The following is a 16,237-nucleotide window of genomic DNA, read 5'->3' on the forward strand; positions in this document are numbered from 1 at the left end:
CGGTGTCAAGCACGCCAGGGATGGACCATGACGACAATCCCACAAGCCCGCTTATTTCCCCGCGGGCTTTTATCATATCGTGGTAAGGATAAGGCGCGTTGCCGCGACTTCGGCAACACGGCGAGCCAGCCTGAAAGGTGCCAGCGGACGTTTTAATGGGGGGGCGCAGTAGCTGCCTGAATGAATGTGGGGTTAACGCTGCATCCCCCAGCGCTTAATTGTGATCTTTTCCAGACTGGCGAATACGATGCCTTCCACCAGCAGACCAATCGCGATGACCGTTAACAGCCCTGCAAATACCCGGTCGGTGAACAGCTCATTGCGATTCTGGAATATATACCAGCCCAGCCCCCCTTCGCCGCTGGAGGCGCCGAATACCAGTTCGGCGGCAATCAGCGTTCGCCAGGCGAAAGCCCAGCCTATTTTCAAACCGGAAAGGATGGCGGGCAACGATGCCGGAATAAGAATCGTGATCACATAGCGTGGCCCACGCAGGCCATAGTTGCGCCCGGCCATGCGCAGCGTTTCCGGCACGCTGCTAAATCCGGACCAGGTATTCAGAGCGATGGGCCACATGACGGAATGTATCAGTACAAATATCAGGCTGGCATTTCCCAGACCAAACCACAGCAGAGCCAGCGGCAGCAGCGCAATTGCCGGCAGTGGATTGAGCATCGCGGTTAATGTGCTGAGCAGATCGCGACCAAACTGCGTGGTCACTGCCAGGGCGCTGGCAATCAGCGCCAGCGCGCTGCCGGCCAGATATCCTTTCAGCAGGGTACTGAGTGAATTGACGATTTTTTCCGGCAGTTCGCCATTGCGCAGGTCTTCACTGAACGCCTGCAGCGTCTGAAATACCCCGGGCAGCATCAGATCGTTTTGCTGTATTCGCGCGGCGATCTCCCATAGCGCCAGCACCAGGGCGACAATCACAGACTTACGCAGCCATGCCTGATTCCACAGGCGCTGGCTTAAGGGTAGCGGCGTTTCTACCGGCAGATTACGTAGCGGCGGTAATTCGCGTTCGAATTCAGGACGAATGTACGGTGGCTGGGACATACGCTGGCTCCTCGCCGGATGAGTGAGACGGACCGTTGCCGGTCGTCGGGAATAACAGATGGTGAATATGACGAGCCGCGTGTTGAAACGCCTCGCTGCCGAAATCATTAAGCGTGAACTGATGACAATTAAGCTCTGCCCGGACGCGTCCTGGATGCGGCGAAAGCACCAGAATACGGCTGCCCACGACCAGCGCCTCTTCAATCGAGTGGGTGACGAAAAGCAGCGTAAAGCGCTCTTCTTCCCAGAGCGTCAGCAACTCTTCCTGCATCGTGCGCCGCGTCAGCGCATCCAGGGCGGCGAAGGGTTCGTCCATCAGCAGGATGCGCGGTTTCATCGCCAGCGCACGGGCGATGGCGACGCGCTGCTTCATGCCGCCGGAGAGCGTATGGGGCATCGCGTCAGCAAATTCCGCCAGACCGACTTTGTGAAGGAAATGCAGCGCCGTCTCTTTTGCCTGTGAACGGCTGGCTTTGCGGCTGGCGAGCAGAGGAAACATGACGTTTTCCAGCACCGTTTTCCACGGCGGCAGTTGGTCGAACTCCTGGAATACCATCATACGGTCCGGGGCGGGGGCGCTAACTGGCGTCCCTGCAAGCGAAATTTGACCGCTGCGCGGGGCAATAAAACCGCCTGCGGCTTTCAACAGGCTCGATTTTCCGCAGCCTGAGGGGCCAAGCAGAATAAAGCGGTCCCCAGGCCAGACATCAAAACTGACATCGTGCGTCGCGCGTACCCGGCGTTCACGCGTGCGGTATTCAATATCGACATGGCTGACCTGCAGCAGCGGGCCATCAATTTGCTGATTGACCATCATAGCCTCCAGTATCGCGGTTTAGCTGCCGGGGTTTTCCCATGCTTCGTTAAAAAAATAATCTTTCCACGAGCCGGCCTTATTTTTCAGTATCCCAAGCTCATGGAGTTTTTCGGCATATACGCCAGTACGTTCAGGGGAAACCGTAAAGCTTATTTCGGGATCGTTAACAATTTTTTGTACCAGCGGTAAAGGCAGCCGCGATTTCTCAACGCGAATGTAAGTTTCGGCAGCGGCATTTTTGTCACGGTTAATAATACTTGCGGCTTCGCTGAGCGCGCGATAAAACGCTTTATAGGTTCTGGGGTTTTCATCATGGAATTTCTGGGTGGTATAGAGAACATTAAAGGTTGCCTGTCCCCCCAGTACGTCATAGGAGCTGAGCACTTTATGCACGTTTTTATGTTCCAGCGCCTGATACTGGAAGGGCGGGCTGGAGAAATGGGTGGTAATCTCCGAGCCGCCGGCAATTAATGCCGCGCTGGCGTCCGGATGCGGTAAACTGACGCTAATTTTATCGAAGCGTTTGAAGTCCCCGTCACCATATAATTTCGCGGTCTCGATTTGTAATGTACGAGACTGAAAACCGACGCCTGCTGCCGGTACGGCAATCCGATCTTTTGCGGACAGATCTTTAATGCTTTTTACCGCCGGATTATTACTCAACAAATAATTGGGCATCGACCCCAGCGAGGCAATCGCTTTCACATTTTGCTTACCTTTGGTGCGATCCCATAGGGTGAGTACGGGAGGAACCCCGGCTGACGCAACGTCCAGAGCGCCAGAGAGCAGGGCCTCATTCATCCCGGTTACTCCGGAAATGGTGCGCCACTCTACTTTTATATCCAGCCCCTCTTTCTGACCCTCTTTTTCGATAAGCCGTTGGTCACGTACCACATCAAGAATTAAATAGCCGATGCCAAATTGCTGCGCGATACTAATGTTTCCTTCCGCTAATGCCGGCTGGCTTATCCCGCCCAGGGCGGAAAGCGCCAGCGTACAGGCGAGTATTCTGCTTGTTTTATTCATTTCAGTTTCCCAGAAAGGTGTTTCTCAGCCAAAAATCATGGGCAGAGGCGAGCGGGAAAGGAAGTGATTTAAATGAAAATGAATATCAGAGAAATGAATAACGATATTTGTGGCTTGTTATTTACCAGGCGGAAAAGCTTAGTCATTATTCATGTTTAGGTCATAAATATATTCTCAGTATAGTCGGGTTCATCTTTTAAATAGCCCTTATCAATGTAGGGGCAGTCATTGCGAGCCTCATCATGCCTTTATTTTCGGATCATCACTTACGTTCGCTTTTGCAGCGCCATCTGGTAAGGGTTGGCACCGGACCTGATATCGCTCAAAAGGTCGCGGATAACCTGGTCGAAGCCTCACTAAAAGGCCACGACTCTCATGGCGTGACTCTGTTACCGCGCTATATTCGGGCCATTCTGGCAGGGGATTTGAACCCTGGCGCCACGCTCACCATGTTGTCTGATGCCGGACCGATCGTCTCTTTTGATGGGGGGCACGGCTTCGGCCAGGCGTTGGGCGAACAGGCCATGGCCGTGGGTATTGAGCGTGCGCGCGAGTTTGGGGTGGCAATCATCGGATTGTCTAATACCCACCATCTTGGCCGAATCGGCGCATGGGCGGAACAGGCGGCGGACGCCGGACTGGTCTCGCTCCATTTTGCCAACGTGGCAGCGCCGTCGGTCGTACTGCCTTTCGATGGACTCGGTGCCCGACTCGGCACAAATCCTTTTTGTGTCGGGGTACCGCTCGCGAACCGGCACCCGGTTATCCTTGACTTCGCAACCAGCGCCATAGTAGGCAATAAAGCGCGCATCGCATGGAATGAAGGGCGAGCCATCCCTGAAGGATGTGCGGTAGATGCGAACGGACAACCCACCACCGACCCTGCGGTATTAATGACGGAACCGTTCGGTGCCTTGCTGCCTTTTGGCGGGCATAAAGGCGCAGGATTGTCGCTGATTTGTAGTCTACTCGGCGCTGCGCTGACCGGCGGCGAAACCGAAAGCCAGCAAATTCCGCCACGTGCCGGAATCATCAACAATATGCTGTCGATTTTATTTGATCCTGCGCGGCTGGGGGCGCAGGAGAGTTACCAGCAGGCGCTATTAGCGCAGGTGGACTGGGTGCGTAGCGGGCAGGAAGGGCGCAATGTGCAGATCCCCGGAGAGCCGGAATTGCGCGCGTATACCCGCCGTCAGCAAGAGGGTATCTGGATCGATGAGGTGAGCTGGCAGGCGTTTGTCGCCCTGGAAGCATTAAATACCTGAGGTTGTCTGCCTGGTTAAATACGTCTTTGGGTTATCTGTTCGAAGCGTTGGTATTATGTCCGGTTAATTAGTGCTGATGAACAAAATAAATAAAAGCACTATTTTATCTTTTTTTCTCATAACCATAGCTGAAAAACTTGGTAAGTCATCAGTGAGAAAATAAATATAGTCATACTTAATATTGTATGAACCTTTTATCCTCGCGGCCAAATTTTAATTTGCTGCGTAGTCATTTTTTACAGGAGTTATTATGCATCTGGCGCGTTTCCCCCGGCTTCATTTTGGCCACTTCCCGACCCCTCTGGAGCCTCTCACGCAGCTTTCACGCTTGCTGGAGGGGCCAAATATCTGGATAAAACGAGACGATTGCACAGGCCTCGCCACTGGCGGCAATAAAACCCGCAAACTTGAGTTTTTGCTGGGCGATGCCCAGGCAAAACAGGCGGATATTATCATTACCCAGGGCGCCACGCAGTCTAACCATGTGCGTCAGACCGTCGCGGCGGCAGCCAGACTGGGTCTGGAAACGCATATTTTTCTCGAACAACGCGTCACGACGCTGGGTGATGAGTATCAGCAATCCGGCAATGTGCTGCTGGACGGTTTGCTCGGGGGCAAAATTATCGCTCATCTTCCCGGCGGTACGGATATGCAGCAGGCAATGGAACAACACGCGGAAAGCCTGCGAGCCAGGGGCCACACCCCTTACGTCATCCCCGGTGGAGGCTCGAACGCTATCGGCGCGCTGGGCTACGTCTCCTGCGCGGAAGAACTGCTTTGGCAGTCCAGCCAGCTACGGCTGCGCATCGATCATATCGTTCATGCCACCGGTAGCGCAGGTACACAGGCTGGCCTGATTACGGGCTTAACTGCCACGCACAGCGGTATTCCTCTCCTCGGGATTAGCGTCCGCGCTCCGCGCGAAAAACAGGAACACAACGTCTGGCGTCTGGCGCAGCAGACGCGGGAACTGCTCGGTGTACCGGGTGAATTGCCGCGTGAGGCGGTGGTGGCGAACAGTGATTATGTCGGCGAAGGCTATGGCTTGCCCACCGAAGGGATGCTTGAGGCGCTGCAGTTGCTGGCGCAGCACGAGGGGATTCTGCTCGACCCCGTCTATTCCGGAAAAGGCATGGCCGGATTGATTGATCTGATCCGTAAAGGTCATTTCCGCAGGGATGAGAATGTGGTGTTTATCCATACGGGGGGAAGCGCAGGTCTGTTTGGCTACCGTCAGGTCATCGCCGATTCTTTGCCATCATGAGTACACCATTTCTGCTGGGAATTCTTGGCGGCATGGGGCCGCTGGCGACGCTGGATCTGATGCATAAATTGCTGCGGGCAACGCCCGCCAGCAGCGACCAACAGCAAATTCCCCATGTGGTATGGAATGTGCCGCAAATTGCGGATCGCCAGCGGGCGCTGGCGGGAACGGGGCCATCCCCGCTGCCGCAGTTGTTGTTCGGTGTGGAACAGCTGAACCGCGTGGGCGTCAGTCATATTGCCATTGCTTGTAATACGGCGCACCACTGGTATGAGGCGCTGGCGCAGCATAGCGACGCACCGTTGCTGCATATTGTGGATGCCACGCCGGCGGTATTCGACGGGAAAGAGAAACCCCGGCGGGTCGGGATTATCGCTACCCAGGGCACGCTGGATGCCGGTTGGTTTCAGCACGGATTTACCGCGATGGGGATCGAAAGCGTACAGCCAACGCAAGAAGAACTGCGGCAGTGGTTTGTGCCGGGATGCTATGCGGTAAAACGCGGCGAACTGCGTACCGGCGGAGAACTGCTGAGTCTACAGGCCCAGGCATTGCGCGATCGTGGCGCAGAGCGGCTGGTGCTGGCCTGTACAGAAGTGCCGGTTGCGCTGGCTGAGGTGACCTCACCGCATCTGGCCGTGTCAATTGATCCCGCAGAAGCGCTCGCCCGGCAGTGTGCCCGGCTATGGCTGGCGCAACGCGAGACATGGCATTAAAAACGTTGTTATTTAAAGGATAAATTAAATGAATAAAAGTCTCTGTGTCTTACTTGCAGCGGGTGGCCTGTGGGTTAATAGCAGCTTTGCCGAAACGCCAGCGGAAGTTCGGGTGGCATATAGCGGCGGTTCTCAGGTGCTGATGCTGGCTAAGGCCGATGGTTCTTTGGATAAGGCACTCAACAGCAAGGTGAAATGGGTGCAATTTGCGTCCGGTGCTGATGCGTTAAATTACTTTGCCAGCAATGCGATTGATATTGCTAATTTTGGATCCAGCCCGGCAACGGCAGGCATTGTCAGAAAACTGCCGGTGGAAATTATCGGCGTCTCTGGCGTGATTGCCAGCTACGAGCGTTTAATTGGTAAAGACGGTATTGCCAGCATTAAAGATATTGAGGGTAAACGCGTAGCCTATCCGCCAAACTCGACGGCGCAATATGCGCTTGAGGCCGCTATCAGCGTTAACCATCTCGACCGCAGTAAAATAACGTTATTGCCGCTGCGTCCGGCGGAAATGGTCGCAGCATGGAAACGCGGTGATATCGACGCGGGCTATGTCTGGGCGCCGTTTGCTCAGGAACTGGAGACTTCTGGCGGGCATCAGGTGTTCGCAACCAAAGATCTGCAAAAAGATGGTTACCTGATTTATAACAACTACGTTGTGCGTAAAGCTTTTGCTGAGCAGTATCCGCAAACCGTCAGCGCGTTCCTGCGTGTTCATCAGCAAAAAGTCGATGAGTTTAAGAAAGACCCGGAGCGCGCGGCGGCCATTGTTGCGAAAGAGGTGGGCGCGCCGGTGACGACCGCCGTCAATACGTTGGGTGGGCTGGAATATCCCACGCTGAGCCAGCAGGGTACGGCGCAATGGTTGGGTAACGGTACGCAAACCACCGACAGCGGGATTGGGAAAGCGCTGACCAAAACCTCTCACTTCCTTGCTGATATCGGTGAGATTCGCCAACGTGATATCCCGGCCAGCTGGGACAGCGCCATTAACTCCCGTTATATCCGTGACGCAGCGGTAGCCGCGCAATGAGATTGAGTTATCACATTGCCATCAGCGTCGTTTCGGTCACTGTTTTCTTTATCGTCTGGCAGGTGGCGGCCTCGCGGCAATGGGTTGATCCGCTGCTGCTGCCATCGCTAATGGATATAGGCCTGACGACCGAAGAGTTGCTGGCGGATGGTTATCGTCAGGTGCCGCTGTGGGAGCATGTTGCCGTCAGCCTGGCACGTGCGTTAAGCGCTTTTTCTGTGGCAATCATCATCGGTATTCCTCTGGGATTATTGATGGGGCTGTCGGAAGGTCTGGCGGCGGTGCTGAATCCGTTTGTGCAGTTTTTGCGCCCGCTGCCCAAAATTGCCCTTATTCCGCTGGCGGTCGTCTGGCTGGGGATTGGTGAGGCCTCGAAGTTCTTTCTCATCTTTATTGCCACTTTCCTTAGCGTGGTAGTGGGGGCATCTGCTGCGGTAGAGCGTATTGGTCGTTCGCGCATTCGTGTGGCGCAAACGCTTGGTGCTTCACGCAAACAGATCTTTCTGCGCGTGGTGTTACCGGATACGTTACCGGAACTGTTCACCACCGTCAGGCTGTCGATTGGCATTGGCTGGACGTCGCTTATCGCGGCGGAGATGGTTGCTGCCAGTTCGGGGCTGGGTTGGATGGTCATTAACGCCAGTTCCTATTTACGCACCGATATCGTCATGCTTGGCATTTTGCTACTGGGTGGCATTGGCTATGCGCTGGATTTACTGCTGCTGGGGCTGCAGCGCCTGTTTGTACCCTGGGCGGGGAAAGAATAATGAGTGCTATCACGCTGGAAAACGTATCGCTCGCCTTTGCGGCGAAGCCACAGCCGTTCACGGTGCTGGAAGATATCAGCCTGTCGCTCCACAAAGGGGAATTTGTGGTGCTCCTGGGGCCTTCCGGCTGCGGTAAGTCCACTATTCTTAACCTGGTCGCCGGGTTTAACAAACCGGATCGGGGGCGCGTGGTGGCGGGGGGGAAACCGGTCCGCCAGCCGGGGCCGGATCGCGGAATGATCTTCCAGCAGCCTAACCTCTTTCCGTGGCTATCGGTACTGGATAACGTCACCTTTGGTCCTCGGCTGGGTAAGCATCGCAAAGATGAAATTAACGCCCGTGCGATGGAATGGCTTGGACTCGTTGGCCTGCAAGGCTTTGAGCACCATTCGCCCTGGCAGCTTTCAGGCGGTATGAAACAGCGGGTAGCGCTGGCGCGCGCCTGGCTACCCGGCCCGGATGTGCTGTTACTGGATGAACCCTTCGGCGCGCTCGATGCGCAAACCCGTCTGATGATGCAGGAACTGCTGCGTGAGGCCTGGCTCAATACCGGCACCACTCTGCTTTTTGTCACTCACGACGTGGAAGAGGCGCTATTCCTCGCCGATCGCATTCTGATTATGTCAGCAAACCCAGGAAAAATTGTTGAGGAGATCGCCCTGCCTTTTGGCCGGGAACGTGATATCGAGAATCTGTCTGAACACCCGGATTACAGTGGGATCAAACATCATGTACTGCACCGGGTGCGTAAGGAGGCTAAACGCCATTTAGGTTGAAAACGGCTGCAGCAAGCAAAGGGGTTATTTCCGAACTTATCATATCGTGGTTCCCGGTTGTTCTGGTCATATCGAATGACCAGACGGGCAGCGATCGCGTCTGGCCCTGCTTCGGCGAAAGTCTGCACCGTCTACCCCAAAAGCTGAGCTTACAGCATTGCCGATAATCTTTTTTAACTGCCATTAAAACCGATGCTGGCGCGATTTTTAGCGCCAGCATCGCCTTCAGACGGTAGTCCCCGATGATCCGTTCCGGCCTTTTATATTTGTCAGGTTTGCTACTGCAACAATTCGGCAAATTTCGCCAGCCATTGCGGATGAGCGGGCCAGGCGGGGGCGGTCACCAGATTGCCATCCACATGCGCCTGATCGATACCGATGTCGGCAAAATGTCCGCCGCTGAGCCGCACTTCCGGCGCGCAGGCCGGATAGGCGCTGCAGGTGCGGCCTTTTAATACCCCCGCAGCTGCCAACAGCTGAGGGCCGTGGCAAACGGCAGCAATCGGTTTACGCGCTGCGTCAAATGCCTGCACCAGTTTAATCACTTGCGCATTCAGGCGCAGATATTCTGGCGCCCGGCCGCCGGGGATTAACAGCGCGTCGTAATCCTGTTCTTTCACCGTTGTAAAATCGGCGTTGAGAACAAAGCGGTGCCCGGGTTTCTCACTGTAGGTCTGGGCGCCGTCAAAATCATGGATCGCGGTCATAATGAAGTCGCCTTTTGTTTTATCTGGACAGACCGCATCAACCTGATGACCGATCATTTGTAATGCCTGAAACGGCACCATAGTTTCGTAATCTTCGGCGTAATCGCCCACCAGCATCAGAATCTTTTTGCCCATCTTATTCACTCCTGTATGAAGAAAGGTGTCTAAGATATAGCCTGGCGGGAGAGGGAATGCGAACCTGTGGATGAGGGACGGCTGGCGGGGCATGCCGATCTGGCGGCGATGCGGCAAATGAATCCGCAGCTGCAATCCATTGAGTCCTGGCTGGCGGGAACAGGACGCGTCGCTTTCGAACGGGCGCTGGCAATCTCTGCCGGCCGGGCCTTTAAGCGGTAAACCCGCTTTACCCGGCGCCAGGCAGGAATTAATGAGCGAGAGGTATTATTGTAAGCTCTGTTTTAATATATCTGCTGAATGAAATGCCGCTATTTCTTTTACGCTCAGCGCGACTCTATACGTTGTCCGGTTTAACCATCGATACCGGATATTTGGCAAGTATTATTTGTAAGTTTTATATTAATCCTGTCAGCCATTAATTATAGCCATATTAAAATCCACTACTGGACTTTTTTATGGCCGGTAAAGGATAAAAAATAATTTATTTCTTACGCCCCTGTTCGCGCGCGTTTCAGTATCCGGAACGACCAGTATTTGCGTTACATATTGATTTGCATCAATCAATGCTGCCTGTTCAGATATGAATTTAATTCACATTCCTCTGTCAGGTATACATCCTGCCTTTATTGTAAGAAAAGAGTTGTTATTACATACCAGCTTTGTTTGTCTCATGCGTTTCATTTTTACATTTGCCTTAAGATGCCTGAGGAAAGTCTTATAATGGACTTTGCAACCGGCAGGTTGATATTTTTTGGCGCTTTGCTCTACTATATCCGGGTCTTCACACACCGTTATCTTTAACACATTATTCCTCACGGGAAGGGACTGCTATGGCTGATACGTTCCAGAATGAGGTGCCCAAGGCACGCATTAATTTAAAGCTGGCTCTGCACACAGGAGGCGCGCAGAAGAAAGTCGAGCTGCCGCTGAAACTCCTCACCATCGGTGATTTCAGTAATGGCAAAGAAGACCGGCCATTATCGGAAAGAGCAAAAATCAACGTCAATAAAAATAACTTCAACAGCGTACTTTCGGAATTCAGCCCGGAAATCAGCCTCACGGTACAGAACACGCTGGCCGGCGATAGCGCCGAAGAAAATATTCAGCTCCGCTTCGCCGATATGAAAGATTTCGAACCGGAGCAGGTGGCCCGCCAGATCCCCCAGCTCCGCGCCATGCTGGCGATGCGGAATTTATTACGCGACCTCAAATCCAACCTCCTTGATAACGCCACTTTCAGAAAAGAGCTTGAGAAAATCCTGAAAGACCCGGCACTGACGCAGGAATTACGCGACGAAATGAGCGCGCTGGCCCCGAAATAAACGGCGTGCGTTATTTAATGGATTAACCGGGAATATGCTGATGTCTGTAAATACTGAAACCGCCCCCGCGCAGGGGCAGACCGCTGTACTGGAAAAAGAGAGCGTTTACGCCTCCCTGTTTGACAAAATCAACCTGACCCCGGCTTCCCGCCTGGGCGATATTAACGACTTTCTGGATGATGCCGCGCTGTCCGACGCCCCGGCGGGCGAACGACTGACGGCGGCGATGCAGGTGTTTATGGACTGCATCCGTCAGTCCGGAAAGACCGTGGAGAAGCTCGACAAGACCCTGATTGACCACCATATCGCTGAACTGGACTATCAAATCAGCCGCCAGCTGGACGCGGTGATGCACCATCCTGAGTTCCAGAAGGTGGAATCCCTGTGGCGCGGCCTGAAGCAGCTGGTGGACAGCACCGACTACCGCCAGAACGTCAAAACCGAAATTCTGGATGTCTCCAAAGACGATCTGCGCCAGGACTTCGAAGACGCGCCGGAGCTGATTCAGAGCGGTCTCTACTGGCACACCTACACCGCCGAGTACGACACCCCGGGCGGCGAGCCGATTGGCTCGGTGATCTCCGCGTATGAGTTCGACGCCAGCCCGCAGGACGTGGCGCTGCTGCGCAACATCTCCGGCGTCTCCGCCGCGGCGCATATGCCGTTTATCGGCGCCGTCGGCCCGGCCTTCTTTCTGAAAGAGTCCATGGAAGAGGTTGCCGCCATCAAGGATATCGGCAACTACTTCGACCGCGCCGAGTACATCAAATGGAAATCCTTTCGCGACACCGACGACGCGCGCTATATCGGCCTGGTGATGCCGCGCGTGCTGGGCCGCCTGCCGTATGGTCCGGACACCGTGCCGGTGCGCAGCTTCAACTACGTCGAGCAGGTGAAAGGCCCGGACCACGAGAAATACCTGTGGACCAGCGCCTCGTTCTCTTTCGCGTCCAACATGGTGAAAAGCTTTATTAATAATGGCTGGTGCGTGCAGATCCGTGGCCCGCAGGCGGGCGGCGCGGTGAAAGATCTGCCGATCCACCTCTACGATCTGGGCACCGGCAACCAGGTGAAGATCCCGTCGGAGGTGATGATCCCGGAAACCCGCGAGTTTGAGTTCGCCAGCTTCGGCTTTATCCCGCTGTCGTACTACAAAAACCGTGACTACGCCTGCTTCTTCTCGGCCAACTCGGCCCAGAAGCCGGCGCTGTACGACACCGCCGACGCCACCGCCAACAGCCGCATCAACGCGCGCCTGCCGTATATCTTCCTGCTGTCGCGCATTGCGCACTACCTGAAGCTCGTTCAGCGTGAAAACATCGGCACCACCAAGGATCGCCGCCTGCTGGAGCTGGAGCTCAACACCTGGGTGCGCGGTCTGGTGACGGAGATGACCGACCCGGGCGACGAGCTGCAGGCCTCACACCCGCTGCGCGACGCGAAGGTGGTGGTGGAAGATATCGAGGACAATCCGGGCTTCTTCCGGGTGAAGCTGTACGCGGTGCCGCACTTCCAGGTGGAAGGGATGGACGTGAACCTGTCTCTGGTCAGCCAGATGCCGAAAGCGAAAGCGTAAGGCGGGGGCAGGGATGAAAACAGTACGACCGCTGTGGGGGCGGGGCCAGATGGTTTCCCCTCAACATTTTCAGCAGGAGGCCGCGCAAGCGGCCTGGCACACCGAGTGTGTCGCCCGACTGGGAGCAATACATCCCTGGGGGGTTGCGCGGACGGCTTTTGACGCCGCGCTGCTGAAACAGGGGAAGCTGAAGGCCGACCACCTGTGCGTGCGTTTCGCTGACGGAACGCTCACTGATAGCGATAACGCCGATGCGTTGCCGCCCGTGATGACCTTACCGGAAACAGAAAGCCACGAACTGACGGTGGTTTTGGCGCTGCCCCATGAGTATGAAAACGGCGGCAACTGCCTGCAACCGGAGCAGAAAGCGGAGCGTCCTGTGCGCTGGCGTCTGGCCTGGCGGGAGGTGCGTAACCGCTATGGGGATGACAGCCGCCAGATTGCGGTAATGCAGCCGGAGCTGACGCTGCGTACAGACGATAACGACAACGGCAATTACCAGACCGTCGCCGTGGCCCGTCTTAAGCGCGACAGCCAGGGAGACTGGTCGCAGGACGCGTCGTTTATCCCGCCGCTGCTGAACGTGCAGGCCAGCCGCTGGCTAACGGAGCAGACCGAATATCTGACGGGTCAGCTACGCGCGCGCCTGCAGCGCCTGATGTCTATGCGCCGGGAGAGCAACGAACGGATGGCCGACTTCGCGGTGGCGGACGTGTCGCTGTTCTGGCTGCTGAATGCGCTCAACAGCGCTGAGCCGGTGCTCAGCCATTTGGTGCGCTATCCGCAGGTACACCCGGAGCGGCTTTATCAGGCGCTGGCCGGTCTTGCAGGCAGCCTGCTGACGTTTTCTCTTGATCACACCACCGCCGATATTCCGGCCTATCGTCATGAGCAGCTAACGGCGGTCTTCCCGCCGTTGTTTGACCTGCTGGGTGTGCTGCTGGAAGCCAGCCTGCCGTCGCGGGTCGTGGCGATTGACATGGTCCGCGATGAACGGCGCAAGCGCTGGCACGCCCGTCTCCACGATCCGAGACTGCGTGAAGAGGCGGATTTTTATCTCTCGGTACGCTCGCCGCTGCCGGTAGCGCAACTGCTGGAGCAGTTTCCGCTTCAGTGCAAAGCGGGTAGCCCGGATGAAGTCGACAGGGTGGTCAACGGTTCGCAGCCCGGCATTCCTTTGCGCGCGATGAGCCACGTCCCTGCGGCTATCCCGCTGCGCCTGGAAAACCAGTATTTCACCCTTGATATGACCCATCCGGCGGCGCGGGCGATGCTGCTGGAAGGCAGTTGTGTCTTTTACGTCCCCGGTCTGCTGGGCGATCCGGAACTTGAACTGTTTGCGGTGCTGCGCTCATGAAACAGGACATAAATATCGACGCCCTGATGGCGGACGCGTGGCTGACGGTGACGGAACTGCGGTTCGGCGCAAGACTGGCCGACGGGGAGGGCGACCGCCTGTGGCGACATTGTGTAGATCATATTGAACAGGTGATGGCGAAGCTTGAGGCTGCGGACGTCAGCGAGGCGAGCCGTCGGCATATTCTCTACGCCTGGTGTGCGCTGCTGGATGAGACCGCCAAAGGACGCGAAGGCGAGGATGATGCCTGCATCGTCTGGTATGACCGTCCGCTGCAGGCGAAATACTTTGGTGCTCTGGACGCCGGAGACGCGTTGTATGAACGGATGCGTCAGGTTCTGCGCGAGCCCGCGCCGGATATGGCGGTGCTGACCTGTTTCCACCGGGTGCTGATGCTCGGCTTTAAAGGGTGTTATGCCCTGAATGAGCCGGCTCGTGACCAGCTTGTTCGGGTACTGACCGAGCGCGTGCCGCCGTTTGAAACGGACCAGAGCCGTCCCGTACTGGCGGGTATCTCCGGGCGCAGCGGCCTGGCGGACGGGTTACGTCGCTGGCCGGTTTGCATCGGGCTGTCGCTGGTAGCGATCGCCGCGCTGTGGTGGGGTCTGAACCACTGGCTTGATTCCCTGATTGCAACCCTGCTGCCGGGGGCCGGGAAATGAACGTGCGCTATTTGCGCCTGTTATGGCTCTGGGGCGGGATCCTGGCGCTGCTGCTCTGCCTGCTGTTTCTGCCGCTGGCCTCCGGCGGGCGGATTCTGGCCGCTGCGCTGATACTGGCCGCCGTTATCGCCGGGCTGATTTTCGCCGGGCGCAGGCGGGAAGATCCGCTGGTAGATAACGCCTGGCTGGATGAGATACCGGACGCGCCGTATCGCCTGCCGGTGGTGCTGGTCTGCGGCGATATCGCCGGGTGGCCGGAGAGCGGGCCAATTTACCGCACGGCACGGGGCTGCTGGTTAAACGTCCCGACGGCTGAACTGCAGCAGACGGTACGTATTCTTCTGTGGAAACGCCCGGACCTCGTATCGCAGCTGGCGGTGATGGTCAGCGTCTGTCCGCAGCTGCATCGTGATGAGGCGGCGCTGGCGGCCGGGCTTTATGAGCTGCGCTGGCAGCTGAGCCAGGTGCGGAGCGATTGCCGCCGGGCGGTGCCTTTACTGTTGAACAGTAAGGTGGCGGGGGCGTCTGTTCCACAACCGCTGTGGCAGACAGCGCAGGCCGGGGAGGCCATGCAGGTATGGCTGGCGGACGATGTGCCGTGCAGCACCGGGACATGGCTGGCGCAAAAGGACGGGACGGACCGCCTGGCTGCGCAGGTGAGGATGAATACGCTGGTTCGCCTGACTGAACAAACAATGATGGCCGCGCTGACGGCGGCGTCGGACGATATGCCTCCGGCGGACCCGGCGATGGTGGTATATCACATGACGCCTTCGGGGGCGCCGGTTCTGGCTGATAGCCTGTGGCAGCGCTGGTTGTCTCAACATACTGCCCTGAATTCGCTGCCCGGCTGGCAGCCCAACCCCTCATCAGCGGATGTCACGCTGCCGAATTTTATTCTGCCGCTGTTGCCACTGGGCGCCGGCGTGACGCCGCTCAGCAGAACTTTACGGCGGGCATTCTGCCTGTTCACCCTTGCCGCCATCATCGCACTGTGCGCCAGCGCGTGGAACAACCGCCAGCTGCTGCAGCGGGTGGGGTTCGATATTCAGCATTACGCGCAGATTGCGATGGATGACTACGCCCCGAAAGCCCGCGCCGTGCAGATCCTGCGCGGGGATGCGCTGCAGCTGGATCGGTGGGCGCGCCACGGTGAACCGCTGGAAATGGGGCTCGGCCTGTATCACGGGGAGCATTTGCGCATGCCGGTGCTGGACGCCATTCGTTCCTATGTCCCGGCGCCTCCGCCACTGAAGCCTGCCGAGAAAACCGCGCCGAAAATCATCCGCCTCGACAGCATGTCGCTGTTCGACACCGGCAGGTGGGCGCTGAAGCCCGGCTCGACAAAGCTGCTGGTGAACTCACTGGTGGGCATCAAAGCGAAGCCCGGCTGGCTGATTGTGGTGGCGGGCCATACCGACAGCACCGGCGACGATAAATCCAACCAGATACTTTCGCTTAAGCGTGCCGAATCGGTGCGCGACTGGATGCGCGACACCGGCGACGTGCCGGAGAGCTGTTTTGCGGTGCAGGGCTACGGCGAGAGCCGACCCGTTGCCCCCAACGACACGGCCGAAGGCCGGGCGCTTAACCGCCGTGTCGAAATCAGTCTGGTGCCGCAGGCGAATGCCTGCCAGCCACCGGGCATGACCCCCGCGCCATCGCAGGATGATGGCGCTTTTTAAAATGATACACACAGTCATTCGGGCTGCCTCGCGGCGGCAACTGAATGCGTCCCCGGGAGCATAG

General features: G+C 56.8%; 15 protein-coding genes and 1 pseudogene. 12 read left to right on the forward strand and 4 right to left on the reverse strand.

All coding sequences use genetic code 11. The features are described from left to right. Nucleotides 1–192: 192 nt before the first annotated feature. Genes ABLU88_RS01395 through ABLU88_RS01405 form a run of 3 tightly spaced genes read right to left on the reverse strand, consistent with a single transcriptional unit; the run spans nt 193 to nt 2,902 of the window. Nucleotides 193–1,059 (reverse strand): ABC transporter permease, encoded by an 867-nt coding sequence (locus tag ABLU88_RS01395; protein WP_014229058.1) that lies wholly within the window; start codon nt 1,057–1,059, stop codon nt 193–195. Then, the gene (locus ABLU88_RS01400) at nt 1,031–1,873 is read right to left on the reverse strand and encodes an ABC transporter ATP-binding protein (protein WP_048261885.1); all 843 of its coding nucleotides are present in this window, start codon (nt 1,871–1,873) and stop codon (nt 1,031–1,033) included. Before ABLU88_RS01400 ends, ABLU88_RS01395 begins: the two co-directional genes overlap by 29 nt. Before the next feature lie 21 nt (nt 1,874–1,894). Further along, nucleotides 1,895–2,902 (reverse strand): ABC transporter substrate-binding protein, encoded by a 1,008-nt coding sequence (locus tag ABLU88_RS01405; RefSeq protein WP_014229060.1) that lies wholly within the window; start codon nt 2,900–2,902, stop codon nt 1,895–1,897. A 242-nt stretch (nt 2,903–3,144) separates the two neighbouring features. Here ABLU88_RS01405 and ABLU88_RS01410 point away from each other — a divergent pair, with 242 nt between their 5' ends. The 6 genes from ABLU88_RS01410 to ABLU88_RS01435 all read left to right on the forward strand — a co-directional run bounded on the left by ABLU88_RS01410 (nt 3,145) and on the right by ABLU88_RS01435 (nt 8,726). Next, nucleotides 3,145–4,167, forward strand: coding sequence for a malate/lactate/ureidoglycolate dehydrogenase (locus ABLU88_RS01410; protein WP_348836112.1), 1,023 nt, complete (start codon nt 3,145–3,147; stop codon nt 4,165–4,167). 250 nt (nt 4,168–4,417) lie between these two features. After that, entirely contained in the window at nt 4,418–5,431 is a 1,014-nt protein-coding gene (locus ABLU88_RS01415) for a D-cysteine desulfhydrase (protein ID WP_025107029.1), read from the forward strand. Further along, entirely contained in the window at nt 5,428–6,147 is a 720-nt protein-coding gene (locus ABLU88_RS01420) for an aspartate/glutamate racemase family protein (RefSeq protein WP_348836113.1), read from the forward strand. The genes ABLU88_RS01415 and ABLU88_RS01420 overlap by 4 nt, the downstream gene beginning before the upstream one ends. A gap of 28 nt (nt 6,148–6,175) precedes the next feature. Next, nucleotides 6,176–7,183 (forward strand): glycine betaine ABC transporter substrate-binding protein, encoded by a 1,008-nt coding sequence (locus tag ABLU88_RS01425; RefSeq protein WP_014229064.1) that lies wholly within the window; start codon nt 6,176–6,178, stop codon nt 7,181–7,183. Continuing rightward, entirely contained in the window at nt 7,180–7,950 is a 771-nt protein-coding gene (locus tag ABLU88_RS01430) for an ABC transporter permease (RefSeq protein ID WP_014838264.1), read from the forward strand. Before ABLU88_RS01425 ends, ABLU88_RS01430 begins: the two co-directional genes overlap by 4 nt. Beyond that, nucleotides 7,950–8,726, forward strand: a complete 777-nt coding sequence (locus tag ABLU88_RS01435) for an ABC transporter ATP-binding protein (protein WP_014229066.1) — start codon at nt 7,950–7,952, stop codon at nt 8,724–8,726. Before ABLU88_RS01430 ends, ABLU88_RS01435 begins: the two co-directional genes overlap by 1 nt. A 278-nt stretch (nt 8,727–9,004) precedes the next feature. Here ABLU88_RS01435 and ABLU88_RS01440 read toward each other — a convergent pair whose 3' ends face one another. Continuing rightward, nucleotides 9,005–9,568, reverse strand: a complete 564-nt coding sequence (locus tag ABLU88_RS01440; RefSeq protein WP_014229067.1) for a DJ-1/PfpI family protein — start codon at nt 9,566–9,568, stop codon at nt 9,005–9,007. Nucleotides 9,569–9,634: 66 nt separating this feature from the next. Here ABLU88_RS01440 and ABLU88_RS01445 point away from each other — a divergent pair. The 6 genes and pseudogenes from ABLU88_RS01445 to ABLU88_RS01470 form a co-directional block, all read left to right on the forward strand. Beyond that, nucleotides 9,635–9,790 (forward strand): annotated as a pseudogene (locus tag ABLU88_RS01445) (NmrA/HSCARG family protein); the annotation flags it as partial. A gap of 611 nt (nt 9,791–10,401) precedes the next feature. Further along, nucleotides 10,402–10,893, forward strand: coding sequence for a type VI secretion system contractile sheath small subunit (gene tssB, locus ABLU88_RS01450; protein WP_014229069.1), 492 nt, complete (start codon nt 10,402–10,404; stop codon nt 10,891–10,893). Between the two features lie 40 nt (nt 10,894–10,933). Continuing rightward, nucleotides 10,934–12,469 carry a type VI secretion system contractile sheath large subunit gene (gene tssC / locus ABLU88_RS01455; RefSeq protein ID WP_200913656.1) on the forward strand — a complete coding sequence of 512 codons (1,536 nt, stop codon included), beginning with the start codon at nt 10,934–10,936 and terminating at the stop codon, nt 12,467–12,469. A gap of 13 nt (nt 12,470–12,482) precedes the next feature. Continuing rightward, nucleotides 12,483–13,826 carry a type VI secretion system baseplate subunit TssK gene (gene tssK / locus ABLU88_RS01460; RefSeq protein WP_200913649.1) on the forward strand — a complete coding sequence of 448 codons (1,344 nt, stop codon included), beginning with the start codon at nt 12,483–12,485 and terminating at the stop codon, nt 13,824–13,826. Beyond that, nucleotides 13,823–14,488 carry a type VI secretion system protein TssL, short form gene (gene tssL / locus ABLU88_RS01465; protein ID WP_014229072.1) on the forward strand — a complete coding sequence of 222 codons (666 nt, stop codon included), beginning with the start codon at nt 13,823–13,825 and terminating at the stop codon, nt 14,486–14,488. The genes tssK and tssL overlap by 4 nt, the downstream gene beginning before the upstream one ends. Further along, a complete protein-coding gene (locus ABLU88_RS01470; protein ID WP_200913642.1) occupies nt 14,485–16,173 on the forward strand; it encodes an OmpA family protein in 1,689 nt (562 codons plus the stop codon). The genes tssL and ABLU88_RS01470 overlap by 4 nt, the downstream gene beginning before the upstream one ends. Nucleotides 16,174–16,237: the final 64 nt, after the last annotated feature.

The organism is Klebsiella sp. GW_Kp182 (assembly GCF_040062275.1).
Lineage (GTDB): Bacteria > Pseudomonadota > Gammaproteobacteria > Enterobacterales > Enterobacteriaceae > Klebsiella > Klebsiella michiganensis.